Origin of the sequence: Secundilactobacillus folii (assembly GCF_009720675.1) — a bacterium.
GTDB lineage: Bacteria > Bacillota > Bacilli > Lactobacillales > Lactobacillaceae > Secundilactobacillus > Secundilactobacillus folii.
In genome coordinates, this window is sequence record NZ_WNJO01000006.1 from 69,959 (window position 1) to 94,905 (window position 24,947).

Annotated in this window: 26 protein-coding genes and 1 other annotated feature; of the genes, 13 read left to right on the forward strand and 13 right to left on the reverse strand. The window is 44.2% G+C overall.

Annotated features, from left to right (window positions below):
• Nucleotides 1-119: 119 nt before the first annotated feature.
• Nucleotides 120-737 carry an NAD(P)H-binding protein gene (locus GM612_RS06230; RefSeq protein WP_155431523.1) on the reverse strand — a complete coding sequence of 206 codons (618 nt, stop codon included), beginning with the start codon at nt 735-737 and terminating at the stop codon, nt 120-122.
• A gap of 3 nt (nt 738-740) precedes the next feature.
• Nucleotides 741-1,280: a DapH/DapD/GlmU-related protein gene (locus GM612_RS12565; protein WP_173021234.1), complete on the reverse strand. Its 540-nt coding sequence runs from the start codon at nt 1,278-1,280 to the stop codon at nt 741-743.
• 475 nt (nt 1,281-1,755) lie between these two features.
• Between GM612_RS12565 and GM612_RS06240 the strand changes: the two genes are divergently transcribed.
• Nucleotides 1,756-2,280, forward strand: coding sequence for a flavodoxin family protein (locus tag GM612_RS06240; protein WP_155431525.1), 525 nt, complete (start codon nt 1,756-1,758; stop codon nt 2,278-2,280).
• A gap of 252 nt (nt 2,281-2,532) precedes the next feature.
• Here GM612_RS06240 and GM612_RS06245 read toward each other — a convergent pair whose 3' ends face one another.
• Nucleotides 2,533-3,375, reverse strand: coding sequence for an NmrA family NAD(P)-binding protein (locus GM612_RS06245; RefSeq protein WP_155431526.1), 843 nt, complete (start codon nt 3,373-3,375; stop codon nt 2,533-2,535).
• Between the two features lie 151 nt (nt 3,376-3,526).
• Here GM612_RS06245 and GM612_RS06250 point away from each other — a divergent pair, with 151 nt between their 5' ends.
• Nucleotides 3,527-4,111 carry a TetR/AcrR family transcriptional regulator C-terminal domain-containing protein gene (locus tag GM612_RS06250; protein ID WP_246147616.1) on the forward strand — a complete coding sequence of 195 codons (585 nt, stop codon included), beginning with the start codon at nt 3,527-3,529 and terminating at the stop codon, nt 4,109-4,111.
• Between the two features lie 57 nt (nt 4,112-4,168).
• Here the strand turns inward: GM612_RS06250 and GM612_RS06255 are convergent, their stop codons facing one another.
• From GM612_RS06255 to GM612_RS06265, 3 genes are all read right to left on the reverse strand, one after another.
• Nucleotides 4,169-5,356, reverse strand: coding sequence for an MFS transporter (locus tag GM612_RS06255; RefSeq protein ID WP_155431528.1), 1,188 nt, complete (start codon nt 5,354-5,356; stop codon nt 4,169-4,171).
• A 185-nt stretch (nt 5,357-5,541) separates the two neighbouring features.
• Entirely contained in the window at nt 5,542-6,294 is a 753-nt protein-coding gene (locus GM612_RS06260; RefSeq protein WP_343031833.1) for an SDR family NAD(P)-dependent oxidoreductase, read from the reverse strand.
• A gap of 21 nt (nt 6,295-6,315) precedes the next feature.
• Nucleotides 6,316-7,203: an SDR family oxidoreductase gene (locus tag GM612_RS06265; RefSeq protein WP_173021235.1), complete on the reverse strand. Its 888-nt coding sequence runs from the start codon at nt 7,201-7,203 to the stop codon at nt 6,316-6,318.
• Nucleotides 7,204-7,366: 163 nt separating this feature from the next.
• Between GM612_RS06265 and GM612_RS06270 the strand changes: the two genes are divergently transcribed.
• Nucleotides 7,367-7,960, forward strand: a complete 594-nt coding sequence (locus GM612_RS06270) for a TetR/AcrR family transcriptional regulator (protein WP_173021236.1) — start codon at nt 7,367-7,369, stop codon at nt 7,958-7,960.
• Nucleotides 7,961-8,077: 117 nt separating this feature from the next.
• On the opposite strand, the gene GM612_RS06275 is transcribed toward GM612_RS06270, so the two are convergent.
• Nucleotides 8,078-8,701: a hypothetical protein gene (locus GM612_RS06275; RefSeq protein WP_155431532.1), complete on the reverse strand. Its 624-nt coding sequence runs from the start codon at nt 8,699-8,701 to the stop codon at nt 8,078-8,080.
• A 308-nt stretch (nt 8,702-9,009) separates the two neighbouring features.
• Between GM612_RS06275 and GM612_RS06280 the strand changes: the two genes are divergently transcribed.
• From GM612_RS06280 to GM612_RS06295, 4 genes are all read left to right on the forward strand, one after another.
• Nucleotides 9,010-9,618 (forward strand): PepSY domain-containing protein, encoded by a 609-nt coding sequence (locus tag GM612_RS06280; RefSeq protein ID WP_155431533.1) that lies wholly within the window; start codon nt 9,010-9,012, stop codon nt 9,616-9,618.
• 259 nt (nt 9,619-9,877) lie between these two features.
• Nucleotides 9,878-10,321, forward strand: a complete 444-nt coding sequence (locus tag GM612_RS06285) for a LytTR family DNA-binding domain-containing protein (protein ID WP_155431534.1) — start codon at nt 9,878-9,880, stop codon at nt 10,319-10,321.
• Nucleotides 10,318-10,782 carry a DUF3021 domain-containing protein gene (locus GM612_RS06290; RefSeq protein WP_155431535.1) on the forward strand — a complete coding sequence of 155 codons (465 nt, stop codon included), beginning with the start codon at nt 10,318-10,320 and terminating at the stop codon, nt 10,780-10,782. Before GM612_RS06285 ends, GM612_RS06290 begins: the two co-directional genes overlap by 4 nt.
• A 284-nt stretch (nt 10,783-11,066) precedes the next feature.
• Nucleotides 11,067-13,526 (forward strand): phosphoketolase family protein, encoded by a 2,460-nt coding sequence (locus GM612_RS06295; RefSeq protein WP_155431536.1) that lies wholly within the window; start codon nt 11,067-11,069, stop codon nt 13,524-13,526.
• A gap of 101 nt (nt 13,527-13,627) precedes the next feature.
• Here GM612_RS06295 and GM612_RS06300 read toward each other — a convergent pair whose 3' ends face one another.
• Both GM612_RS06300 and GM612_RS06305 read right to left on the reverse strand, forming a co-directional pair.
• Nucleotides 13,628-14,656 carry an amidohydrolase family protein gene (locus tag GM612_RS06300; RefSeq protein ID WP_155431537.1) on the reverse strand — a complete coding sequence of 343 codons (1,029 nt, stop codon included), beginning with the start codon at nt 14,654-14,656 and terminating at the stop codon, nt 13,628-13,630.
• Nucleotides 14,657-14,744: 88 nt separating this feature from the next.
• A complete protein-coding gene (locus GM612_RS06305) occupies nt 14,745-15,278 on the reverse strand; it encodes a TetR/AcrR family transcriptional regulator (protein WP_155431538.1) in 534 nt (177 codons plus the stop codon).
• A gap of 278 nt (nt 15,279-15,556) precedes the next feature.
• Between GM612_RS06305 and GM612_RS06310 the strand changes: the two genes are divergently transcribed.
• Nucleotides 15,557-15,877, forward strand: coding sequence for a HesB/YadR/YfhF family protein (locus tag GM612_RS06310; protein ID WP_155431539.1), 321 nt, complete (start codon nt 15,557-15,559; stop codon nt 15,875-15,877).
• A 180-nt stretch (nt 15,878-16,057) separates the two neighbouring features.
• Here GM612_RS06310 and GM612_RS06315 read toward each other — a convergent pair whose 3' ends face one another.
• The gene (locus tag GM612_RS06315) at nt 16,058-16,591 is read right to left on the reverse strand and encodes a TetR/AcrR family transcriptional regulator (RefSeq protein ID WP_155431540.1); all 534 of its coding nucleotides are present in this window, start codon (nt 16,589-16,591) and stop codon (nt 16,058-16,060) included.
• Between the two features lie 139 nt (nt 16,592-16,730).
• Between GM612_RS06315 and GM612_RS06320 the strand changes: the two genes are divergently transcribed.
• The gene (locus GM612_RS06320) at nt 16,731-17,501 is read left to right on the forward strand and encodes a glucose 1-dehydrogenase (protein WP_155431541.1); all 771 of its coding nucleotides are present in this window, start codon (nt 16,731-16,733) and stop codon (nt 17,499-17,501) included.
• Nucleotides 17,502-17,556: 55 nt separating this feature from the next.
• On the opposite strand, the gene GM612_RS06325 is transcribed toward GM612_RS06320, so the two are convergent.
• Entirely contained in the window at nt 17,557-18,141 is a 585-nt protein-coding gene (locus GM612_RS06325; protein ID WP_155431542.1) for a TetR/AcrR family transcriptional regulator, read from the reverse strand.
• A 110-nt stretch (nt 18,142-18,251) separates the two neighbouring features.
• Here GM612_RS06325 and GM612_RS06330 point away from each other — a divergent pair, with 110 nt between their 5' ends.
• On the forward strand, nt 18,252-19,166 hold the full coding sequence (locus GM612_RS06330) for an SDR family oxidoreductase (protein ID WP_155431543.1): 915 nt from the start codon (nt 18,252-18,254) through the stop codon (nt 19,164-19,166).
• Nucleotides 19,167-19,563: 397 nt separating this feature from the next.
• On the opposite strand, the gene GM612_RS06335 is transcribed toward GM612_RS06330, so the two are convergent.
• Nucleotides 19,564-20,436: a hypothetical protein gene (locus GM612_RS06335; protein WP_155431544.1), complete on the reverse strand. Its 873-nt coding sequence runs from the start codon at nt 20,434-20,436 to the stop codon at nt 19,564-19,566.
• A gap of 780 nt (nt 20,437-21,216) precedes the next feature.
• On the reverse strand, nt 21,217-22,224 hold the full coding sequence (gene asnA, locus GM612_RS06340) for an aspartate--ammonia ligase (RefSeq protein WP_155431545.1): 1,008 nt from the start codon (nt 22,222-22,224) through the stop codon (nt 21,217-21,219).
• A gap of 57 nt (nt 22,225-22,281) precedes the next feature.
• Nucleotides 22,282-22,528 (reverse strand) — a binding site (T-box leader).
• A 165-nt stretch (nt 22,529-22,693) separates the two neighbouring features.
• Between asnA and GM612_RS06345 the strand changes: the two genes are divergently transcribed.
• From GM612_RS06345 to GM612_RS06355, 3 genes are all read left to right on the forward strand, one after another.
• A complete protein-coding gene (locus GM612_RS06345; RefSeq protein WP_173021237.1) occupies nt 22,694-23,113 on the forward strand; it encodes a MerR family transcriptional regulator in 420 nt (139 codons plus the stop codon).
• Between the two features lie 375 nt (nt 23,114-23,488).
• Nucleotides 23,489-24,079, forward strand: a complete 591-nt coding sequence (locus tag GM612_RS06350) for a TetR/AcrR family transcriptional regulator (protein ID WP_155431547.1) — start codon at nt 23,489-23,491, stop codon at nt 24,077-24,079.
• Between the two features lie 26 nt (nt 24,080-24,105).
• On the forward strand, nt 24,106-24,939 hold the full coding sequence (locus GM612_RS06355; protein ID WP_155431548.1) for an SDR family NAD(P)-dependent oxidoreductase: 834 nt from the start codon (nt 24,106-24,108) through the stop codon (nt 24,937-24,939).
• Nucleotides 24,940-24,947 lie beyond the last annotated feature (8 nt).

Consider the following 24,947-nt stretch of genomic DNA (forward strand, 5'->3'; position numbering starts at 1 on the left):
TTAGGCTTTGCCTTTCACATTAGTTTAGAAAAGGGATTAAGTTCGTGATTGGCCGATTGAGGTGGGCTCCAGAATTGATTCAATTCCGGGGGCCACCTCAATCTATTTCGTACATACCATTATTTTTCATTAATACCTAGGCTCCCGCGACTGGCAGTGAGCTTGCCAGTGACTAGTGAGACAACGACATGACCTAATGAGGTTAAAGAAGTTCTGTTTCCAGTGACGGCAGTGCCTTTAGGTGTAATCACAGGGTCGCTATTTCCAGTCGTTAGAAACCCGGGTCTCAAAAGCGTGTAATTCAGGTTAGAGGCAGTCACGACATTGGCAGCTATTAAGTTATGCTCCTGGCTCGGATTGTTCTCCACATTATCTTGCGCACCGACAGCTGCGGGGATTTCATTGTAAATGCCCATAGCTACCATGAAGATCAGCCGACTTAAGTGGCAATCCTCCATAGCAGTCACTACCGATTGTGCAAGAACACCTAAATCAGTACGATTATTTTCAGCGGATAAGGCGGAAACGACTATGGTTTGTCCTTTCATAGCGCTGGTCAGCGCCCCATGGTCATTGACATCCAATTGTGCAAGTGTTTCGCGGTTAGGAGTGGGATTCAATCGATTAGCGTGGCGCGAAACTAGGGTTAATTGAGCATCAGTTTGTTTTAGCAGCGCTTGACGGATAGCTTCTCCAGCAGTTCCGGAGGCGCCCAATAATAAAATATGTTCAGACATGCTTTAGTCCTCCTCATTGAGAGTCAGTTTTTTAATCACTTTAGCGGGGTTGCCCACGGCGACGCTATGGGCAGGAATATCTTTGGTGACGACTGCTCCAGCACCAATAATGGTTCCTGCACCAATCGTGACGCTTGGTAGAATAACGGCTTTAGTGCCGATCCAAGCACCGGCTTCCACGTGAATGGGAGCGGTGTTAAGAATATTCATCTGCTGAATATCATGGTTGGCAGTGATCAAGGAAACATTCGGGGCGATTTGGACGTTGTCTCCAATATAAATACCGCCGAGTGCGATGGTGGTCAGATTATGATTGATAAAAACGTGGTTACCAATGTGCACATGTGAGGCTCGGTCAATGTAGGTTGGCGCAGTGACGGTGCTATCTTTTGGCAGCTGATGCGCAAAGAGTTGGTCATAAGCCTCCTGTTGTGCGGCGCTATTTGGCGTACTTGTATTGATTTGGAAGCAATTTAGTTGGGATTTATCTAACTCTAGTTGTAAGTCTTGATAAGTTTCAGAATTCATATCATAAACTTTCATATTGGCACCTCTCATTCACTTTGGCGTAAATTTAGCTCACTAGCATTTAAATAGCTAATGAATAGTGATTGAAAGTATGACTGGCAGTACCTGCTAAATTTAATTAACTATATGATAAAGACTAGAAATTGATATGTAAAATACCTATATTGAGAGGCTATGGTTTCATATTTTGAATATCAGGAGACGCATGATGCTTCCTGTTTAAACTCACTTAACCAAGATTGTGGTTCTTCGTCTGTGTCAATTTAGAAATAGAATTCAGTTTATATCATAGTTTCTTATATAATTACAGTTTTATAAGGATCAAAAACTATATAGATGCTGTAATATAACCTGAAGGGAAAATTTATGACATTGGTGACAACCTAGTTGTAGCCCTTATCAATGAGTTAAAGGTAAATTAGCGCTTAAAAATTAAGACCTTTGCTCAGTTTGAGTCAAAACGAAAGCTTGGATTTGAAAGGAGTTAAACATGAAAAAAATTGTGATTTTAAATGGATCGACGCGAATTGAAGGACGAACTGCTAGTCTAACTGCATCCTTTGCAAAGGGTGCAAAAGAGAAGGGTCATCAGGTAACTGAAATTCGAACGTCTGATTTAAATTTCTCGGGACAACTTTGGTCTAATGATCAGTACTGGAAGGATAATCCGTACAAGCATGATAAAATTTTGGCTTTGGACAATGACCTGGCTTTCCTATCCCGAGCAGTAGACGACGCAGACGTGCTGGTCTTTGCAACACCGATTTATTGGTGGGACATTTCGGGTAGTTTAAAACTTGCCGTTGATTATTTACAACCGCTCTTGCAAGCAATCGGCTTTAAGAATTTTGAAAAAGAATCGGTGTTACTCGGTGTTGCCGGTGGGAGCGATTTTGATCTTCTTGAAAGCTGGTATGGCAACTTTGAACACTATTTGAATTGGAAGGACCTTGGGCGCGTACTGGGGCAAAACAAAGAAGCTGAAGCTTATCAACTGGGCTTGAGCGTTGAATAAACTCGGAAATAAGAACCATGGCAGTTCGCCTTTTTGGTGGCTTAAGAGCTCAAAAAGGATTTTTTAAAGTGGCTGTTTGATAAAATTCCTGCAAGTCGACACAACGCAGCACTAAACAATAAAAAATCACCGTAGCCGATTGCTATGGTGATTTTTATTTTGCTAAGAGATAGAAAGCTGAGTCTTACAAATGTACCTACTATGTTGATACCTATTGCCGATTTTATACCACATAGTCTAATCTACGATTTCCTAAAGTAAAGTTTTAATAGCTTCAGGTAACGAGACCAGCGGATGGCCCAAAACTTTTTCAAATTCAGTGGCGGTCAAATCAGCCTCGCCGTTTTGTTGTTTAATAACGTAATCTTGATAGCTAGCCGCTAACATTGCTGCACCCTGCGATAGGTCAATCTTGGCTGCCTCGTCAGCAAACTTGTCTGCCGATACGTGATCGATTTGAACGTTTTGTCCTACTGCCTCTTGAACGGCCTCACCCATTTCCCGAAAACTAACGGGATTACCAGCCAGGGTGATGATTTCAGGATTATCACTGCGCGTGATCACACGGGCACCAGCCTCGGCATATTCCCGTTTCAAAGCCCAAGCTGCCACGCCTTGATCTGCGAAGAATGGGAAGTAATGATGAGTAGCTGACGCTTTTAAATAGTCGCTAATGATTTCCAGGTACCAGTTGTTTCTCAAAAAGGTGTGGGGAATGCCAGACTCTTTGATCCATCTTTCGGTTTGACTGTGATTGATCTGCAAACCGAACTTTTCGTATTGCGGGTCAGCAATGCTGGTATAAGCAATAAATTTAACACCGGCAGCCTTGGCCGCAGCCACGACTGTTTTTTGAACCTTGGGAATTGAAACGGAGACAAACAGCAGTCGATCAATACCCGTCAAAGCCTTGACCATGGCATCGTAATCACTATAGTCAGCCACTCTGATTTGAATGTCAGAGTCATCGAACAGCGACTTCTTTTTATCATTGTGGATCAACCCAAAGAGCTGATCGTTTGGTGCCATTTGCGTGAGGTAATTTAAGGCGGCATGACCATATTCGCCAGCCGCACCAGTAACCATAATATTCATAAAAGATACTCCTTTAAACTGCATTTTTACTGTGTGACATTCATTATAATGATTGCGATATGGATAGAAATAGATATAATTTAGGTAGTATTAATTTTCCTTATGAAATGGATGATATGTAAGAAAATTATGGAGAGCTGGCGTTAGTATGATGAAGGATAGAACACGGTTAATGTTTGCCTCTGAACTAGAGAAAATGTTAGCCACTATGCCGATGGACAAGGTTCGGGTGGTGGAACTTTGCCGGCGATGTGGGGCAACCCCACCGACCTTTTACTATTATTTTCATGACAAATACGAGCTGGTGGCCTGGATATTTCTGCGTGATTTTGCGGCGGTTTTTGCTGATCGGCAGCCTGAATATTCGGCTGAGCGCATTGCTGCCTCACTAAAAACAACTGCTCAAAAACGGCAATTTTATCAGCAGGCTTACAGTGAATCTGGCCAGAATTCAATCGACAGTTATGTGCAACACTTCAACGTTAGCATTGCCTCTGAATCCGTTAAGCAGGTGTTGCAGCAGTCGGGCTTATCAAAGCAGCAGATGTTAGCGGTGAGGTATCACTCTTACGGCATGATGGGGTTATTCAAGGAATGGCTGAATAACGACTCCAAGATCAGTTTGGAAGATCTAGCTGAATTTCAGTACCAAATGACACCTGAATTTTTGAAGAAAGCTTTTCAAGAGTACCGCTTTTCAAGTCGACATTTGTTTGGAAAGGGTGGTCAGAATTAAAAATATCGGGTGATGATCTAGGTGAGCTTTAATCCCCCACACCACCGTTTGACTAACTTATTTAGCAGGCGTCTTAGCCACTGTGTGTTGGGCTATCACGTGATTCAACAATACTGCAATGATTAAGGCAAGGATGTCAAAACCTGCCCCGCCAAAGCCTAAGCGGTTCAATCCGCCATAGGTCAAGACGAGCGAAGCGGTGGCCGAACCAACCGAAATGCCAATGTTGAAGAAGATGGCATTTAAGGACGACGCCAGCAAGGTCGCCTGAGGATAATCAGCGGCGGCAACGTCTAAGAAATGAATCTGAATCGGCGAGTTCACTACAGAAATAATCAGCGGCAAGATCACCAGGATGGCTAACCCGGCCCAACGGTAATGCATGGCTACCGGGAGCAACAAAAAGAGCACAATATCAGCTACGTAATACTGAGGCATGGTTTTTAACCCGCCATGGTTAGCCACCACGCCTGACACGTTATTACCCAAGATGCTCATGATCCCTAGCAGGAAAAGTAACCAGTTCAGAGCGGTAGTGCTGAAGCCTAGGCCGGTGGTTAGTAGTGGTCGAATATAAGTGTAGTAGGCAAACACTGCGGCAGCGGAAAGCAACGCGAGTAGTGCACCGAGATAAATTCGTTTGTCAGAGAGTAAAACCAGTTGGTCTTTGATGCTGCCAGAAACTTGATTCAAGTGGCGGGGCAGCAGGAATGCCATGACGATACAGGTGAAGAGACTGAGCAATGAGATCACGTGGAAGGTCACGTGCCAGTTGGTGGCTGTGCTGATGGCTGTCCCAATTGGCACCCCAATAACGGAGGCAATGCTGAAGCCGGCTGCGATCCAAGAGATCAGCATGGCGCGTTGATTTTGGGGGGCAATGTCGTTAGCAAAAAGTACCGCCAGAGACTCGATTGAACCGGCCACGGCTGCGGTGATGATTCGGGAAGCCAGAAACCAACCATAGGTCGTCGCGAAGCCACTCAAAGTGTTACCAACCAAGAAAATGAGTAACAGGGTCATAAACGTTTTATAGCGACTAAACCGGTTGGCAAAAATCGTGATGAGCGGGGTACTGACCGCAAATACCACGGCAAAGATCGTCACCAAGTAACCAGCAGTGGCTACGGTGACGTTCAAGGACCCCGCAATGTCAGTGATCACGCCGATGACGATTGATTCATTACAGCCTAACATGAACGTTACTAAAACTAGGGCACAGGCCTGCCAACGGTATTTTGTCATCATCATTTTCCCCCACAACTTTATTACCTATCATCGTACAATATTTTGCAGTTTTCTTCACACTTTTTCGTAGTCAGGTTGGCTGAGCATGATAATGAGCCATAAAAATTGGTTACAGACACCCATTTGGGAGTTTGTAACCAATTTTAAAATTCTTAGCTATGTTTTCTAGTGAATGAAGACGATTACCAAGGCAATTCTCCGGCATTTTCAGTAAACGTCGCGTTTGCTGGATGAGGATTCTGGCTAGCCATTTTAATGATCTGGGCTGCACCTTCATCCGGTGTCTGCATGCCTGCCGGTTTAGGATCATTGGTGTTTCGACCGCCAAATTCAGTGTCTGTGAAGCCGGGATTGACGGAATTGACGGCAATGCCAAATTCTTTCAGATCCTTACTAAAGCTGACCGTTTCAAAGTTAATTGCAGCTTTGGAAGCGGCATAACCCAAGGAGGTCATGTTGTAGAAGGGGAAGTTGGGATCCGTAGCGAGTCCCAGCGAACCCATGTTACTTGAAAGGTTAATGATTTGCGCGTGCTCGGCCTTCTTTAAGAGTGGCACCATTGTCTGAGTAACGTCGACTGAACCAAAGAAGTTTACATCGAATTCTTGATGAAGTGCTGCGAGGGGAATCTCTTGCGAAGGCTTCATCGCATCCGTGACGATGCCTGCGTTATTGATCAAGATGGTCAGATAGCCATATTTGTCTTCAAGGTATTGTTCGGCAGCTTGGACTTGGGCGTGGTTAGTCACATCTAAGGCGACGTAGCTAGCTTCGTTGCCCGCTTTAGTCATCGCTTCAACGGCTGCCTTTGCCTTTTGTGTATCTAACGCCCCAATAACAATTACCTGACCTTGTTTACTTAATGCTTGAGCAGTCTTCAAACCCAGTCCCTTTTCACCACCAGTGATCAAAGTGACAATTTTTTGAGCCATGATAGTCAACCCTTTCTTAGCTGATTAGTGTGAATGAACTGTGATGCCCGCTTTTTGCGCTTCTTCTTCCAAATAACTGCGCAGTGAGCGTGGTTTCTTATCCAGCAACCAATTTAGTTCTTTAGAGTTGCCATCCCAGTCCCAGCGCATATTGCTATCGTAAACGTGCCAAAAGGCCTCTTCGGCGTAACTATCGCTGCCTAAGAAGTAGTTTGGCCAGTAATCTCGTAGTTTGTCTTTAGGGACGAAAACCGGTTTGATCGTCTTACCCGTGACCTCACTCATTAACTGGGCGACCTGACGCAATGAGAATTTTTCGTTAGCCAGTGCGAAGACACCCTTGTCATAGCCATCAGGGTCAGCCAGGACTTTTAAGGCTACGTCAGCTTCATCACGAGCGTCGACCATTGAGATCACTTGATCCAAAGGTGAATAGGAAGGTAATTCGCCACTGTCATAAAACGGCTTAACGTACAAATTGTGATGGTAGCCGGCTGGTTGGAGAACCGTCCACTTCATATGACTTTCCCAGCCCCGATAGAGAAGGTGCTTTTCTACCTCCGCTTTCATCCGGTGCTGAAGGTTATTATCTAGGTTTGGAAACAGAACTGAAACGTCAATGAACTGTTTAACGCCAGCTTTAATGGCCGCTTCAATGGCCATCTTACCCATTTTGGCTTCTTGGTAAGTGAATAGGGGTGGCAAATAAAGTACCGCATCAATGTCTTGCATGGCTTTGTCCATGAAATCTTCATCAACCCCATTGCCGACAAGCACTTCTTTGACGCCAATTTGTTCATATTCTTTTACCTTGGGATTAATGTCCATCGCCCGGACATCAACGCCCTTATCAACTAAGTAGGGCACAATTTGATGACCTACTTGACCGTATGCACACGTGACTAACAGCATCTTATCAGGTCCTTTGTATTTGATTAAAATAAGGTGACTACTTTGAAACAAATACATATTAAAGCGTTCACAATCTTTTGTCAACACAGTGTCAACGAAAAAGAAAATGCACTCAAAACGTGCTATATTAAGAGCAGTAGACTTCAAGAAGGTGATGAATTTTATGGCCAGCAAACGACAAGCATATTACGATGCAACTCATGAGGCGCTGATTGACAGTGCACGAGAACTGTTTAAAACTAAGGGTTACGCGTCGACCACGGTGAGTGATATCACGACTAATGCGAACAAGACGCGCACAACTTTCTACCACTATTTTCCTGATGGCAAGGTCAACCTGATTCAAACCTTGATGGAACACGATGTCACGCCGAAGTTCAAGGCGTTGGGGAATAAGATTGACGGCTTGAAAGAAACGCCGGTTGAGACAGCCTTTAAAATCATTAATCGTGACTTCACTGAAATGTTTGTTGCTAGCTTGTACCTGTGGCAGGCTGATATTTATTTTCAGGATGAACTTTACCCAGCTCTAAAGGAAATCACGGATGATGAATATAGTGGGTTGACCGAAAAACTGGCCAACTTTATCGCCGACCGTCAAAAAAGGAGCGAGTTGGTTCAGTTTGATCCAGTAACGGGAGCTAAACTGTTTCTGGCACCAGCACTTCAGAGTATCGTCCTCAGTTTTAGTGGTGCTGATTCTGATATTTATGACACAAAGCAGGTTGAACTATTAATTCAGCAGTGGTTGGTCTAGTGTTGTAACCTGACAGTGAGCGAGAAGGTTCTTTAAAGCTGTAAATTCAATAAAAAAGCACAAGCGTGAGGCTACCATTTGAGCCCCATACTTGTGCTTATTTTGAATCATTTTCTATTAGTTCACGACGCTGATTGGCGGCTGACCCACATTCGGGTCGATTTCCAAACGGAACAGGATGTCAGACTGCTCTGAAATCGGCAGACCATCCAGATAAACTTCCCGGTATTTTTCAGGATCAACGAGTTGATAACCATCCTTATCGACCCTTAATCGTAACCCCTGCAAGGTTTCAGACATCATCCCGGTTTTACCCGTGCCGGTTGCTTGAATCTCCGTCCCCTCCGCTAGTTGTTCAAACTGAATCTGAGCAGCAATTTCGTCATCTAATGAAGTTTGAGCCTTAGCCGCTTCGAACGTATCCGCATGGATAAATAGCGGTTGTTTTAGCCAAATTTTGAACTGCTCCGTTTCACCATCACCCGTTGACGTCCAAACCGCTTGAACCGGGTATGGACGATAGGTTTTGAACCCTGAGACGTTGATACCCAGTTTGGCGCTATCTGAAATTGCCTGGGCGACAGCGACGACACCAGCAGCCAATCTCAAGAAAGCCTGGTCGGCGGTGTGATCCTGGGCCGTGCCGGTGGCTGTGATGTAGCTACGAGTGGTGAGTTCGACAAAGCTTGGAGTGGCAGAACGTTGATACTCGCTTGGTTCCATTTGTTCCCAGTTAAACATGATGGGTTCCTCCTTCAAAGGGTGGGTTATTACTAACCGTCCATGATTTTCTTTCTACGCCGTAAAGGACTTGAGTTCGACTCCTATATTTGCGCTCATTTTATAGTATTCATGAAGGTTACTCCAGCATAAGCACTCACTGATTTTGATAGTGATAGATGACCGATATAGTGACTTTGATAGTTCATAATTTAGATTGTAAATTCATTGTGCGAAACGGTATTTTCCAGTAAAATTGGGGCGATTAGAGATACTTTCACCAGTAAATAACTTCCAACTTGTGGCTAGAATTGAAAGGGTGTTCATCGATGAGAGCAAAATTATTGTGGGTCACCACCATGTCGCTGTTGTTAGTGGGGTGTTCGGCTAATAGTGAAAACAAAGCCAATAGTCAGTCCAGTTCAATAATGAGTAGTCGGGTCAGTCAAAACAAAAGTTCCCAATCTTCGGTGGTAAATACCTCTGAATTATCGCAGTTTAAGGTATCGGTCAATACTGCCATTAAACAGTATCAGCAGGCCTTTCCAGCTAGCGCAATTACTGGGATTTCAATTGAGAAGCAACTCGGGACATATCAGTATGAGGTGGAAGGTGCGGATGACGCTGAAGAACACAATTTAAAACTTAACGCTCAATCTGGGAAGCAATTGTCTAAGGTTAGCGAACGGTTGAATTCGGATGAAAGAGACGGAGTTGAGCGCCAGAAAGCCTTAAATTTGCACCGAATCTTGACGTTAACGCAGGCGGTTAAAATTGCTGAGGATTCAGTGAAGGATACACCGGCTGTCGAAGCGTCGTTAGAGAAAGAAGCCGGCCAGACTTATTGGGACGTCCAGTTTGATACCCGCGGACGAGAAACCAGTGTGAAACTGAATGCGCAAACTGGAAAAGTTTTGGTTGTGGAGCATGATGATTGAGTTGAAAAGCAAGCTTAATAAGACTGAGCATTAGATCGATTAAGATTTAGTGCTCAGTCTTATTTTGATTGGTGTGTCATCACTCTAAAGGGTATATTAATGACTGTATAGTTTCAGATACAGGTGTTATGGGCGAAGGGTTGATTGTAATGAATTACCGTTAGCCACCACCTATCATCCAGAAACAACCACTTATGCTAATTAACTAGTACAGACAGGTGCAATCAGCTAAACTGCATTTGAAAGGGGGAAATAGTTAATGAATGTGATTTTTAACCTAGCAGAGAAATTTGCCAAACCATTTATCAGCATCAACGCGCAGAAAGAAAGTCGCGAGCTTGTAGCACTTTCTGTGGCGATCGACCGGGTCGTTAATCAGCTAACCATCATCGGCTACGCGGACGGTAAACAAACTGTCATTCCGTTTTACCAAATTACTCGCTTCTACACTCAAGGTAAGCACGTGGTTTGTGAAACCGGGGACGGGGCTTATAAGATTCACGAGCGGATGTACGAGTTACGGGAGCGATTAGCTGGGACGGACTTAATTCCAGTTTCCAACGCTGAGATCGTGAATAAAACCGTGATCAAATCGTTTCAACTGACTAAGAGCGGCAGTTACCAGATCAATCTGACGAACGGCGACACCACCTTTTCGTCTCGTCGTTTCGTCAAATACATTAGGGAGGCGTTTTTAAAATGAAATTTTCTTGGCGAGTGATTCAAGTCAGCTTGATTGGTGGTCTGATTGGGATTCTGATTGGCTTTCTCCTAGCACTGATTTCCTCAGTTTTAAATCAAAGCCCAGTCTTTTTACCATCAACACCAACGTTTGTAGCGCAGTATCAAAATAATTTAACGGCGACACTGGTCTCGGTCGGACTGTGGGCGTTGATGGGAATTGTCTTTTCAGCCACCAGTTCGATCATTTTTGCAATCGATCGTTGGAGCATCACCCATCAGACCGTCATTCACTTTCTAATCACCTATGTCCTGTTCACACCTTTGGCGGTGACTGCGGGCTGGTTTCCAGTCAAGTATTACCTGATTTCCTATTCCATTGAGTTCCTCATTATTTACTTTATCACGTGGCTGGTTTCGATGCAGATTGCGAAGGCAACTGTTCGTAAACTGAATCGCCTGGTTTCAAAGGAAAAGCAGTGAATCGCTGCGGGAAAATGGAAAATAGGTCATTAAATGGGGTCAATTTACTATCTATTTTCCAACTTACATAGTATTCTGAGAGCACCCAGAAAGCCCTGGTAGTTTAGGGCTCAGCTCTGGTTAAATATTACCGGTACATTACATTTTTATAATTGGACCGTATCAATATATAAAATAGTTGACTTTCCTAAAAATATTGGTAATATTAATACTTGCAAATGGACCTTAACAGTTTCAAGCAAATTGTTAGAAACAGGCATTTAGATGAAGGAGTGTATAATTTCATGGCAGTAGATTACGATTCCAAGTCATACTTGGAAAAAGTTGACGCTTGGTGGCGTGCCACTACTTATCTTTCAGGTGGTATGATCTTCCTGAAGAGCAACCCACTGTTCTCAGTGACGAACACACCGATCCAAAAAGATGACGTTAAAGTTAAGCCAATCGGCCACTGGGGTACGATCTCAGGACAAACGTTCCTGTACGCCCACGCCAACCGTTTGATCAACAAGTACGGTTTGAACATGTTCTACATTGGTGGTCCCGGTCATGGTGGCCAAGTTATGGTCACTAACTCATACTTGGATGGTACCTACACTGACGCCTACCCTGAAATCACTCAGGATCTTGAAGGGATGTCCCGTCTGTACAAGCGGTTCTCGTTCCCAGGCGGAATTGGTTCCCACATGACCGCTCAAACTCCAGGTTCACTTCATGAAGGTGGCGAACTGGGTTACTCACTGTCACACGCGACTGGTGCGGTTTTAGATAACCCAGACCAGATTGCCTTCACCGTTGTTGGTGATGGTGAAATGGAAACTGGTCCAGCGATGACGGCTTGGAACTCGATCAAGTTCTTAAACCCTAAGAACGACGGTGCCGTTTTACCAATTCTTGACTTAAACGGCTTTAAGATCTCTAACCCAACGCTTTTCAGTCGGATGAGCGATGATAAGATCACGAAGTTCTTCGAAGGCTTAGGCTGGTCACCTCGTTTCCTTGAAAACGATGATATCCATGATTTCATGACTTACCACGAAAAAGCAGCTAAGTTATTTGATCAAGCAATCGCTGATATCCAACAAATCCAAAAGGACGCCCGCGAAAACGGCAAGTACGAAGATGGCACAATTCCAGCTTGGCCTGTTGTTATCGCTCGTTTACCAAAGGGTTGGGGCGGTCCTAAGAAGAACCCAGCCGGCGAACCAATTGAAAACTCATTCCGTGCTCACCAAGTTCCGCTTGGCTTGGCACAAAACAAGCTGGATGAATTACCAGAATTCGAAGCTTGGATGAATTCATACCGCCCAACTGAATTATTCAACAAGGACGGTTCATTGAAGGCTGAAGTTGCTGACTTTGCTCCTAAGGGTGACAAGCGGATGGCTGCTAACCCAATCGCTAACGGCGGTCGTCGTCGCGGTGAAAAAGCTGCCATGCTGGACCTGCCTGACTGGAAGAGCTTTGCCAACAAGATCGATGAAACTAACCGCGGAACCCAATTACCAGATGGTAACCGCAACATGGATATGAACGTTTTATCAACCTTCTTTGCTGGTGTCGCTAAGCAAAACCCAACTTCATTCCGGGTCTTCGGCCCTGATGAAACCATGTCGAACCGTCTTTGGGACATGTTCAACATGACTAACCGTCAATGGATGAGCAAAGTTATTGAACCAAACGACCAATATGAAGCCCCAGAAGGTCGGATCTTAGATGCTCAATTGTCTGAACACCAAGCTGAAGGTTGGCTTGAAGGCTACACGCTAACTGGTCGTCAAGGGATCTTTGCTTCCTACGAATCATTCCTGCGGGTCGTTGATTCAATGACCACCCAACACTTCAAGTGGATCCGTCAAGCTGCTGATCAACCGTGGCGTAATGATTACCCATCATTGAACCTGATCTCAACTTCCACTGTGTTCCAACAAGACCACAACGGATACACCCACCAAGATCCAGGAATGCTGACCCACTTGGCTGAAAAGAAGTCTGACTTTATCCGTCAGTACTTACCAGCCGACGGGAACACGCTGTTAGCCGTCTTTGACCGGGCTTTCAAGGACCGTCAAAAAGTTAACCACATCGTAGCTTCGAAGCAACCTCGTCAACAATGGTTCTCAATCGATGAAGCTGAAGAACTGGCTACTGAAGGAATCAAAGCAATCGACTGGGCATCAACTGTTGCTGAAGGTGAAGATGCTGATATCGTCTTCGCTTCAGCCGGTGTTGAACCAACCAACGAAAGTTTGGCTGCAGTTGACCTGATCAACGATGCCTTTCCAGATGTTAAGATGCGTTACGTCAACGTTGTTGAGCTTGGCCGCCTTCAAAAGAAGAATGGCCCACTGAACGCAGAACGGGCTTTGAGTGATGACAAGTTCAGTTCACTCTTTGGTCAATCTGGCACCCCAATTGTCTTTGGCTTCCACGGTTACGAAGATTTGATTGAATCGATCTTCTACGAACGCCAACACTTAGGCTTACACGTTCACGGTTACCGTGAAGATGGTGACATCACCACTGCTTATGACATGCGTGTTTACTCTAAGCTGGACCGGTTTAACCAAGCCAAGGATGCCGTTAACACGCTTGTTGACAAAGGTGTAATCGACGCCGTTGCCGGTAAGGCATTCGACAAGAAGATGGATGACATCTTAGCTAAGCACTTTAAGGTTACCCGTGACGAAGGTCGCGATATTGAAGAATTCACGAAGTGGTCATGGACACCACTGAAGAAGTAATTCACTAACCTTCTTGAATAGATAACGAAAGCCCTAATCCGCAGTTTGTGGATTAGGGCTTTTTGTGTTTTATAATTTGGCAAATTTTAGTCGAATTATGACTAGTTCAAATTTAACAATTCTTCGATGTTTCCATGTGCAATCTTTTCTTTATCAGCTGAACTGATGGGAGTGCCTTCGAGAAAATCTTGAGCATTTCCCGTCACGTAGGGATAATCTTGTGCCCAGATGACGTGATCAGCACCGACTTCGTTAAGGACTAATTGCATTTGTGGCCAAGTGTACATTCTACTAGGCGTAACGTAGAAATTCTTTTTATAGTAGTAAGAAAACGCGTGCTTTAATGGATTGCCAATCACGGGCGTGGTGGCTTCATCCAGCCGTTCCAGGAAGAAGGGAACGAATTCTCCCCAGTGCCCAGAAATCATCTTTAGGTTTGGCAACTTATCAAACAGACCGGATAAAATCAACCGCGCGATATGCAGACCGGCTTCCATGTGCCACCCCCAGCCTGGCGTTGACATGATGGCGTTGAATCCAATCGGTTGCATGCCGCTATAGTAGTTATCGCGAATCGTTTTGGAAGGCATTGACGGGTGCATGTAGAGTGGCACGTTTAACTGTGCAGCCATTTCAAAAATCGGCATGAATTTTGGTGCGTCTAAAAATTCATTATTTTGTGCAGTTCCTAAGATCAAGGCACCCTTAAGGCCGAGTTCCGAAACGGCGCGTTTTAATTCTTGTGCTGCAGCCTCAGGAGCAGAAACTGGCAAGGTGGCAAAGCCAGCAAACCGATCCGGATGTTGATTGACAGCACTCGCAATATCATCGTTGATTTTCTGAGTTAAAGGGATAGATTGCGAGGTAGGCAGCATATCAGGATTGGTACTGGAGTCACCATAAGACAAAATCTGCATGTCAATGCCATTATCATCCATATATTTAATGCGGCCCTCATTGATATCCTGCATTGCTTTTTGATCGGGCGTATAAGCAACTAAGCCCTCAGCAAATGACTGTCCAAACTTCCGCAGCTCCTTTGGGTCAGCCGGCTGGGTCTTTAAATAATCCGTGATTGCCTTATTTGCATAGGCCATGCTGAGATGTTCTTCAGTTGTAATGATTTTCATAGGTAAATGCCACCTCTCATAAGATTAAATACAGTTTAGACCAATCTACTATGGTGATGTGGGCGGATTCAGCCAAGGTGTCACATAACTAATAGATCTGCTTCATATTATCGGTGAGTTGCAAAAGCAAGTCGACAGCCCGTTGTTTCGTGAGCTTATGGGTTAACACGTAGTCGCGGAGAATCATATAAGTGGCGGCAGCATAGACCTTGCAGACGGTTTCGAGGTCAATTAAGGCGACTTGATTTTGTTGTGCAATGTGCAAATTAAAACCGGCCATCGCTTGGATGAATTCAATCTGCATGCCGGCCCACTCCACTAAGTAGAGAACGGTCGGTCGCTTTTGCCAAACGGCCATTAAACGGGTCGTTAAGGATCTGGCGGAAAGATGTTGCGCACTGAATTGTGTCAGAAATTCCTGTAAATGGGTGTCAATCAATGATTTGATAACATCTTTCGGGCCTAAATAGTGGCGGTAAAACGTTTGTCTTGAGATTCCGGCTGTGCCAGCAATTTTAGAAGTTGTTAGGTTGGCAAAGGGAAATTGATCCTGACAGAGTTGAATCATTGCAGCGACAATTTTTTGGTTAGTTTTAACGGTTCGTGAATCTAGTCGCGCCATATTTTGACCTGCTTTCATGAGAGGGAATTTTCGAACTTACTTCGGAATTATTTTATAGGGGAGTCGGCAGATTTTCAGGGAAATGCAAAGTTTTTGATGCGTTAAAGGTCAGGTGGTAAATTAATAGCTAATTCAAAAAATAGATTGTACGCAAATTATATAATACACAAGTATTTATTTTCCTTCCATAGGCAAATTATTGTATAATGATATCGACGCGTAAGCAATGGCTACGCTTACTTTTGAATTTAACTGGTTATCCAAGGAGGATATCAAGCATGAAATTACAAGTTACCGATGCCGCAAGCAAATGGTTTGAAGACGAAATGAACGTTGGCCCTGATCAGCCAGCTGCAATTCGATTTTACGGCAAACTGTATGGCAAGACAAAGGTTCACGAAGGCTTTTCAGTTGGCTTAGCGCGTGAACTACAACCACATAGTTTTGGCGTCAAGTTTGAGAAAAACGGCGTGACCTACTATATTGAAGAAGGCGACCTTTGGTTCTTTAAAGGTTACGATTTGAACGTTGATTACGATCCGAAAATTGATGAAAATAACGTTCAGTACGATTGGAAGGAAAACGGTGAGCTTGACTAATTGGTCACCAAAAGTTCTTGTTTTCGAGTGTGACATCACAAAGCTTGGTTGTCAGTTTAAATTTTGACAGCCAAGTTTTTTTGGGCGAAAGGATAACCAAGATATTCACTTGGGTATAATGAATAAGTCAAGGTGGACTGTATTTAACGAAAATACAGTATCAAGTTTTTAACGACAGCTTTAATAAACGTTTTTCAAATTGACCAACAGTCCAAATAAGCGGTTCATTTCGTCGGTCGTGGTCTGGACTTGGTAGGTGCTTTGCCATTCAAAAAAGCTAAAAGCATTGTTGACCAGAGTGTAGGCGACCAATTCGCGGGGTAAATTAGATTTAAAAGTTGTGTGCTTAAAGACCTCCATGTAGTAGTTGTAAAAATACTCGCGGGAGACGGACTGAAAGCCTGAATCAGAAGACTGAGCCTTTAACAGTTTAATCAACGGGGCACGCACAATCTTTGGGAATACTGAAAACGGCGTGCTTAATAACGTCTTGATAGGGACCTGTTCAACGGGCAGCGTCTGTGCGGTTAATACGTCATAAAGCAAATCATCTCTATCCCGGTAGTGTTTGTAAAAGGTGACCCGGGCCACATTGGCCTGTTCACATAGCGCTTTGACAGAAGTTTTGGAGAATGGTTGCACTTCAAGCTTATCGATCAGAGCCTGCTGCAGGGCCTGTTTCGTTTTCCGGATTCGAAGATCTTGTTCGTTCATGATAGGACTCCTTGAGTTATTTATACAAAATCGAGAACTGTATACGTATCGTTGTTACCGAGGAGTAAGATTCACCAGTTCAAATTAAATCCATGCTAAAATGAAAGCGCATACAAATCAAGTAATGGAGGTAATTAAAATGGCTGATCGATTAACGGGTAAGGTTGCAATCGTGACTGGTGCCGGTTCAGGAATGGGCCGTGCCATCGCCGAAGCCTTTGCGCATGAAGGTGCTAAGGTCATGCTGGCTGATTTTAATTTGGAGACGGTGAAGGAGACGCAGACACAGATCACGGGTGCCGGTGGAACTGCTGCCACTGTTAAGGCTGATATGTCGCAAGAAGCTGACATTGTAAACATGGTCAAACAGACAGTACAGGAATTTGGCCAATTAGACGTGCTGGTCAATAATGCGGGCATTATGGATAACTTTAAGACGGTGGAAACCGCCACTGATGACCTCTGGGAACGAGTTCTAGCCGTTAATCTGACTGGCCCGTTTAAGGCGGCCCGTGAGGCAGTGAAAGTCATAAATGACCAAGAAAATGGTGGTGTTATCATCAACAACGCTTCCATTGGCGGGTTATTTGGCGCTCGTGGTGGCGTTGCTTACACCGTGTCAAAGCACGGCTTAGTTGGACTGACCAAGAACATTGCTGCCACCTTTGGCACTTTTGGTAAAGTTCGGGCGAACGCTATCGCGCCGGGTTCAGTTGCAACCAATATTGGGACCACCATTACGGATCCTGATAAGATGGGCTACCAAGCCATTGCCGCTGCTGGTGCTGAAGGCTCACCGCTGGGTCAGCCAGAAGACATTGCTGCCTTAGCAGTCTTTCTCGCCAGTGATGAATCGAAGTTTATTAACGGCGATATTATTACCGCCGATGGTGGCTGGACAGTTCGTTAATATTGGAACTTTAAAAGCAAGCCGCACCACACGTTTACCGTGTTGGTGCGACTTTTTATTTGGCCATTGCGCCCCAAATGAAGGCGTAAAAGTCGTCAAATGAGTATTGATTTTCAGTGTATCTTCCCTTGTTGATATTTAGTGTATGAGTGTGGATGACAGAAAACACAAGGGACATATGAACGTTAATGGGCAATGGTTTTAACACACCAGCTTTAACACCTTCTGTCAGTAAAGCAGTCACGGTCGAATCGGTAGGTTGATCTGTGTCAGGAAAAGGCGTCTCATCGGCTTTGCCCAAAAGATATTTGATTTGTTGAATCAATGACAGACTCTGGGGGTGTGCTAAGGAAAACTCATAGACGCCCTTAATATAGCCGCGGATTCTTTCAGTTAGCGAAATGTCGTGATTATTTAATTGGTTAAAGTTACCAGTATCTTTGATTTTCTCAATTTCTCGGGAATAAACACTCAGTAACATTGCATCGCGGTTTTTAAAGTAAAGGTAAACGTTGGACTGTGAGATTCCAACTCTTTTAGCGACCTTGACAGTTGAGACGGCGTCAGCCCCTTCTTCTAAAATAATGTCAGCGACTGCTGATTCAATTTTGATTTTTTTAGACTCGTCTTTTTTTCTCATGAGTTTAGTTTAAAAGAAAAGAAATTAAAGTTCAAGGTTGACAAAGATAGCCCTATCTTTTATGGTGTAGTAATAAAAGATAGAGCTATCTTTTAAGAGGAGAAGATAAAATGAAAATGACATTACTTGGTTCTGTTGGCAATATCAATCGAATCGTGATTCCAAAACTGATTGCTGAAGGACACGACTTGACGGTTGTGACGTCTAATCCACAACGGGTGGCAGTCATTGAAGCGACTGGTGCTAGGGCTGTTGTTGGTCAAATGACTGATGCCGCGTTTTTAACCAAACACTTCACTGGGCAAGATGTAGTGTATTTGATGGTATCCGGTAATCCTGGAACGGATTTATTTGGTACTATGGCACATCAAGCAGACGTCTTCAAAACGGCTGTCCAGCGCGCTGGCGTCAAGCGGGTTGTGGATTTAAGCAGTATTGGGGCTCAAGACCAACAAGCAGGTTCTTTGTATACTTACCACCTAGTCGAAGATGCCTTGAGTTCTTTACCAGATGTGGATGTCGCATTTGTGCGTCCGGTTGGTTTTTACAAAAACTACTATAGCCATATGGCCAGTATTCGAGCCAAGCACGCAATATATTCTAATTTACCAGAAGATACTGTTCGTCGGGCTGTCGCTCCCGTAGATATTGCAGAAACGGTATACAGTTTATTGAGTCACGTGCCAACTGGAAAGACCGTTCATTACGTTTACAGTGATGCGTTTACCGGTAAAATGCTTGTTGAAGCTCTGGCAAAGGCATTAGAGATGCCTGATCTCAAGTATGTCGAGATTACGGATGAGCAATATGCGCAAAGCATGTTGACTGCGGGCATACCAAGGGGGATTGTTGAACCCTTTGTTCAAAGTACGATTTTCGAACGCCAACCCGAAAAACTGTATGCAGACTTAGCTGTAGAGCAAACTCCAGCCGGTAACGTAAAATTAGCAGATTTTGCAAAGCAATTTGCCGCTGCCTATCAGGCTGGTCCAGATGGGCCAAGGGCGCAGACTATCGTCAGTTAGGTATTCAAACAGCCACCTCGTTTGAGGTGGCTGTTTTATGTCTAGAGGTCGGTTATCTTGTTTGAAATTTTGGCTTGTTGACGGGGGTAAACAAGATGTCCAACTGACACGGCGATACAGGGTACATCGTGGTTGATGCTTCACGGCCTAGGTGCGAACTGTTTATAAGCTAATTTGTCAGCCAAGGAAATGATGTTTAAATTAAGCACTGCTGGTGTGACGAATACTGGCTTGGTCACCCAGGCAATTTTGGAACGAAATGGCAGTTGACTGTTGTTAATCAAGGGGATTCGTATTTAAACGTAATCTTTGTCTTTTTGTTTAGCCATTTAGGGGTATTTATCGACGGAACTTATTAAGGCAACAGATAAATCATCACTTGATCCGTTTATAGTTTCTACTTGCCAGCGCCAATTATGGTGAAGTAATTGCTGCCGCCAACGCTATAAATGCTGGCGACCGCTTTATTGCCCATGTAGGCAGGATCATTGTACTGGTATGGTGTGTGCTGATTTGTGATGGTCAGCCGGTACTTCATGTTGCCAGTTTGGTGAACTTTTTGATCATTCACACCAGCCAGATGGTGGGCGTAGTACAAGTGAACCTGATCGCCCTTTCTTTCAGATAACGTAATTGGTTCCGCACTATCTGGCCGCGATTGATAGTGACTCTCCAGCGTACCCCAGAACGAACCGTACTCCTTGGGGTCATTACGATAAGTTTCAATGTAGCCATCGGACGTTAACTTAATGGCATTCACGTTGCGATTCAACGTTTTAATTGCTGGTAAGCCACCCGCGTATAGTGTCCCGCTCCCATATGGCAGACCATAAGCTGGCCGAACGATTTGCTTCACTTTATTTGCCGACAGTTTAAAGGACACTGCGCCAAAACCATAGACTTTAGAATTGACCAGCTTTGATTTTAAATGATAACTGATATTAGGTGTCATGTAGCCCGTGGTGAAGGCATCTTTTTGGGGTGCTAGACCCTTATGGTAACGTTGGGCACCGATGATGGTTCCCTTGGGTAAACGTAACTGCTTATTAACAGCCTTTGAATTACGAGTCGATTGGTAGGTAACTGTGACGTTCGTTGCTGATTTTAATCGATACCAATTGGTTGCGAAACCCCCGTCACGATTGCCATACGTATCGGTATCAATTGTGGTTCGGTGTGGACTGCTGGTCGTCTTCGCTAAGGCCGTCCCCGCAGAAAATAAACTAAGTAAGACCGCAGCAAGGGCGACCGTTATTTTTGATGATGACATTTTACTCGCCCCTTTGTTGAGCCTATTATAACATTTTAAATTGAGCTGGAATTTTACAGTTTTAGTATGGGGTAGGGGATTGTGAAATGCAGTTTGGCTGGATTTGAAAAGAGGGCAAAACTATCTTTGATTGGTAGTTTTGTCCTCTTTTAGATGATTATTTACACATGCAAGTTTTTATTGATGTTTGGAATGTTTATTTTTCAGAGGCTAGGGATTTTGAAACGCAAGAACTTGCGGAGCAGCTAATTTACATAGCCTAAATAGGTTCCGAAACGCAGAGACCTATGTGTAAGGAAACTTCGACACAATTCACGGCCAAGTTCGCCGCAAATTCTGTCGAAGTCAGCTTATACTCCAGTCCTTAACCGCGTTTCTCCGCACCTAGCTTAATCAGGCTCCACAAGGCAAGGACTTGCACGTAAGTTAACTTCGACATAACTAACGGCAAAAGTCGCCGCAAATTCTGTCGAAGTAGCCTTACGCTTCAGTCCTTAACCGCCTTGTTCCGCACCTTGTCTAATCGGGCTCCGAAACGCAAAGAACTATGTGTAAGGCAATCCTGACATAATTCACAGCAAAGCCCGCTGCAAATTCTGCCAGGCTTCCCTTACACGCCGTTCTTTAACCGCGTTTCTCCGCACCTTGCCTAATCGGGCTCCACAAGGCAAGGACTTGCACGTAAGTCAACTTCGACACAATTCACGGCCAAGCCCGCCGCAAATTCTGTCAAAGTTGCCTTACGCTCCAGTCCTTAACCGCCTTGTTCCGCACCTTCTTTTACAAAATATGAATTCCCGCTTCTTCACACTTATCAATCATTTCTTGTGGCCACAACGCTGCCTGTACTTCACCCACATGAACCTTACCAAGCAACAACATGCACAAGCGTGACTGGCCAATCCCGCCACCAATCGTATACGGTACCTCTTCATTCAACACCATTTTGTGATACGGCAACTGCAAACGATCCTCAGCTCCAGCAATCTTTAATTGCTTTCTCATTGAGTCCGCATCCACACGGATACCCATGCTAGAAATTTCAATCTTTTGATCCAATGGTTCGTACCAGAAGATGATATCGCCGTTCAATTCCCAATCGTCATAGTCAGGTGCCCGGCCATCATGCTTCTTGCCACTCTTCAATGCACCACCGATCTTCATGATGAAGACACACTTGAGTTCCTTAGCAATCAGATCTTCACGTTCCATTGGCGTCTTATCTGGCCAACGATCCTCCAGCTCTTGGGTAGTCACGAAGTGAATCTCATCTGGCAAATGATAGACGGATTGCGGGAACTTGTACCAAACTTCGTGTTCCATATGCTTGATGACTTTGAAAATCTGACGCACGGTGCTCTTTAACGTTTCCACGTTGCGTTCTTCTTTGGTGATGACCTTTTCCCAGTCCCATTGGTCCACGTAAGCGGAGTGGAAGTTATCTAGATCTTCGTCTTTACGAATGGCGTTCATGTTGGTATAAATACCTTCGTGAAGCTTAAAGCCATAGCGCTTTAAAGCAACTCGCTTCCATTTCGCAAGAGAGTGCACGATTTCAATCGTTTCATCGCCCATGTCCTTCATTGTGAAGGAAACTGGTGTTTCAACACCGTTCAAGTTATCGTTCAAGCCGGTTTTCTTTTCAACAAACATTGGTGTTGAGATCCGTGACAGGTTCAGTTCTTTGCCAAATTCTTCTTGGAAAGTTTCACGGATGTAACGAATAGCGTCTTGAGTTTCACGGACGGACAACTTTGGTTCATATGACTTTGGAATAATTAAATGCAAGGTGATAGCTCCTCTATATTAGATTTGGAATAAAAAATGAAGCCTTTTATCCCATAACCAAGGGACGAAAGACTTCATTTCGCGGTACCACCCAAGTTGCCTATCCATAGATAAGCCACCTCAATACGCGTACAAACATACGCTCCGATGGTAACGTTTCGGTGACGGCGAGGCTTACTTCAAAAAGGTTCGGCCCGCAACTAAGAAAGTGTTATTCAGAATAGTCACACACTGATTGGGTTCACACCGTTTCCCAACTCACTGATAGGGCAACTAAACTTACTCGTCTTTCCTACGTTTTTAATCTCTAATCAGTATCTTACCATCTTTTCATTATTTGTAAATACACAATTTGGATTTTTTATTCAACGCGATGACTTGACGTAAGACACTTAGTAGTAGGAAACTAGTTGTAAGATTTTAATTAAAAGACTATGATATTAATTCGAAGATGAACGGAGGAAAGCCCATGATCAATCAACCCAAAAAAGAACTGGCCGTTAAAGATGTGGCACAACTATTAAATATTTCAGCGTATACTGTCCGTTACTATACGGATCAAGGCTTGGTGCCGTCGGTTCAGCGTAATATTAATAACCAGCGAGTTTTTAACCAAGATGCTGTCAACTGGTTACGGGCTGATTTGTGTCTTCGTGAAACGGGCATGACCATTGCGCACTTAAGAGAGTACGTGAACATGTGTCTCGAAGGTGAAGATACAATTCCTGACCGGTACCAAATTATTTTGGCTCAGCAGCGAGAAGCACAGAAACAGTTAACGGCTGCTCAAGAACGCGTCGATTATTTGGCGAGAAAAGTTAAAATGTATCAAGAAGATCTAAATGACCACAACGACCGATTGAATCCTGAAACTTGGCCGGTGGAATGATTATTAAATTACATGGGAGCGATCACTTACGTTGGATGAGTGAGCGCTTTTTTACTGGATTTAAAACCTGACTCTTGAAGCTCGCCCTCTCAAGAATACAAGCGTTCAAATTACGTTTACAGTGATGGGAGTCCTGATTTGACTTAGCAGTCTAACAATCTCTGCCAAAATTTAGTTGGACTGGTGTGGTTGTGAGTGATTGCCCCAAAGTTAAAGCCTAATATCAGGAAATGGTTTAAAACACTATGATATTAATTGAACAAGCTGTTGATTTAAAGATGATGGGTTATTATAATTAAGATAAATTACCGGGATAACCAGTAATTTATATTTGAAAGTTACGAAATCAACAAATGGAATCGAGGTGTTAACGAGATGGTTGGTGTGGTAAATAACCGGCGAACGCAATACACGGTTAACGCTTTGAAGAACGCTTTGATGGCATTGCTCGAAAAAAAACCACTAGACAAAATTACGGTCACCGAAATCTGTCATCTAGCCGATGTTAATCGCGGCACTTTTTATCTGCACTATGACAGTCCCGTTGATTTGCTAGATCAGATTGAAGGGGAGATCCTCGACGAAATCCTACCACTCCTGGCAACTAAGGATCATGATCATTTTGCCGATTGGATGATTAGTCTGGTAAACGTTGTGGACAAACACCGAGATGCCATGCGGGTGGTGATCCAAGACAATCGCGAAGAATCGGCACTGACTCGCCTATTTAGTAAGGCCCACGAGCACATGTTAGCTGATTGTGAAACGAATACACCAGGTTTCAATCGTAAAAAAATGGAGTACCAATTTACTTACTGTTGTACAGGAACAATTGGGTTAATCAAGAAATGGCTGGAAGATGATGATTTAAGCGCTAAAGAATTGAGTAATCTGCTGACAGAATTAATGACTTCCTCAGGGATAAAAGCAACACCAAATGTTTCAAACAGTCGGTTAGACGTGTGAATTAACGTAGAAGGAGACGAGTTAAGATGGCAAAAAGAGTTATTTTTATCACTGGTGCATCAAGCGGCATGGGATACGCAGCCACGGTATTATTTGCACAGCACGGCTGGGAAGTGTATGCCAGTGCGCGACGAGTGGAAAAAATTCCCACTGGTGATGGCATCCACCCCATGTATTTAGATGTCACCGATGCCGAGTCACGGCAAAAATTCGTGGCCGATGCGCTGACAGATAGCCAACAAATTAATGTGTTATTGAATAACGCCGGGTACGGCGAATTCGGACCGCTGGAAGAAGTTGGTCTGGACAAGGTTAAGAAACAGTTAGACACCAATCTGGTTGGCTTGTCAGAATTAACTAAGTTAGTACTGCCCCGAATGCGCGAGCAGGGTTATGGCCGGATTATTAACAATTCATCAATCGGTGGCGACATATACTCTCCGTTAGGCGGTTGGTATTACGTGACGAAACACGGACTAAACGTCTGGTCTGACGTGTTGGATACTGAGATTCGTCAGTTTGGACTGCAATCGATCATCATTGAACCTGGTGGTACCGAGTCAGCATGGACTGATATCGCGATGGAAAACGCCCTTGAGAACTTAAAGCCGAATTCACCGTACCAAAAGTTAACTTCAGAGGCTAAACGGTTGCTGGGTAGCATGCTGAATTCACCAGAAGCAACTTCTGAGGATTTAGCAAAAGTCTTCTACCGAGCTGCCACGGATCGGCATCCCAAGCGCAGATACTACTTTGGCTTGCCAGATCGACTTATCTCGAGTATCGCGCGTAAGCACCCAGGATTGTTCCATCAGTTTATGACCACTGTTGTCAGATTAGCTTTAAAAGCTAACCGTTAACGCACTGG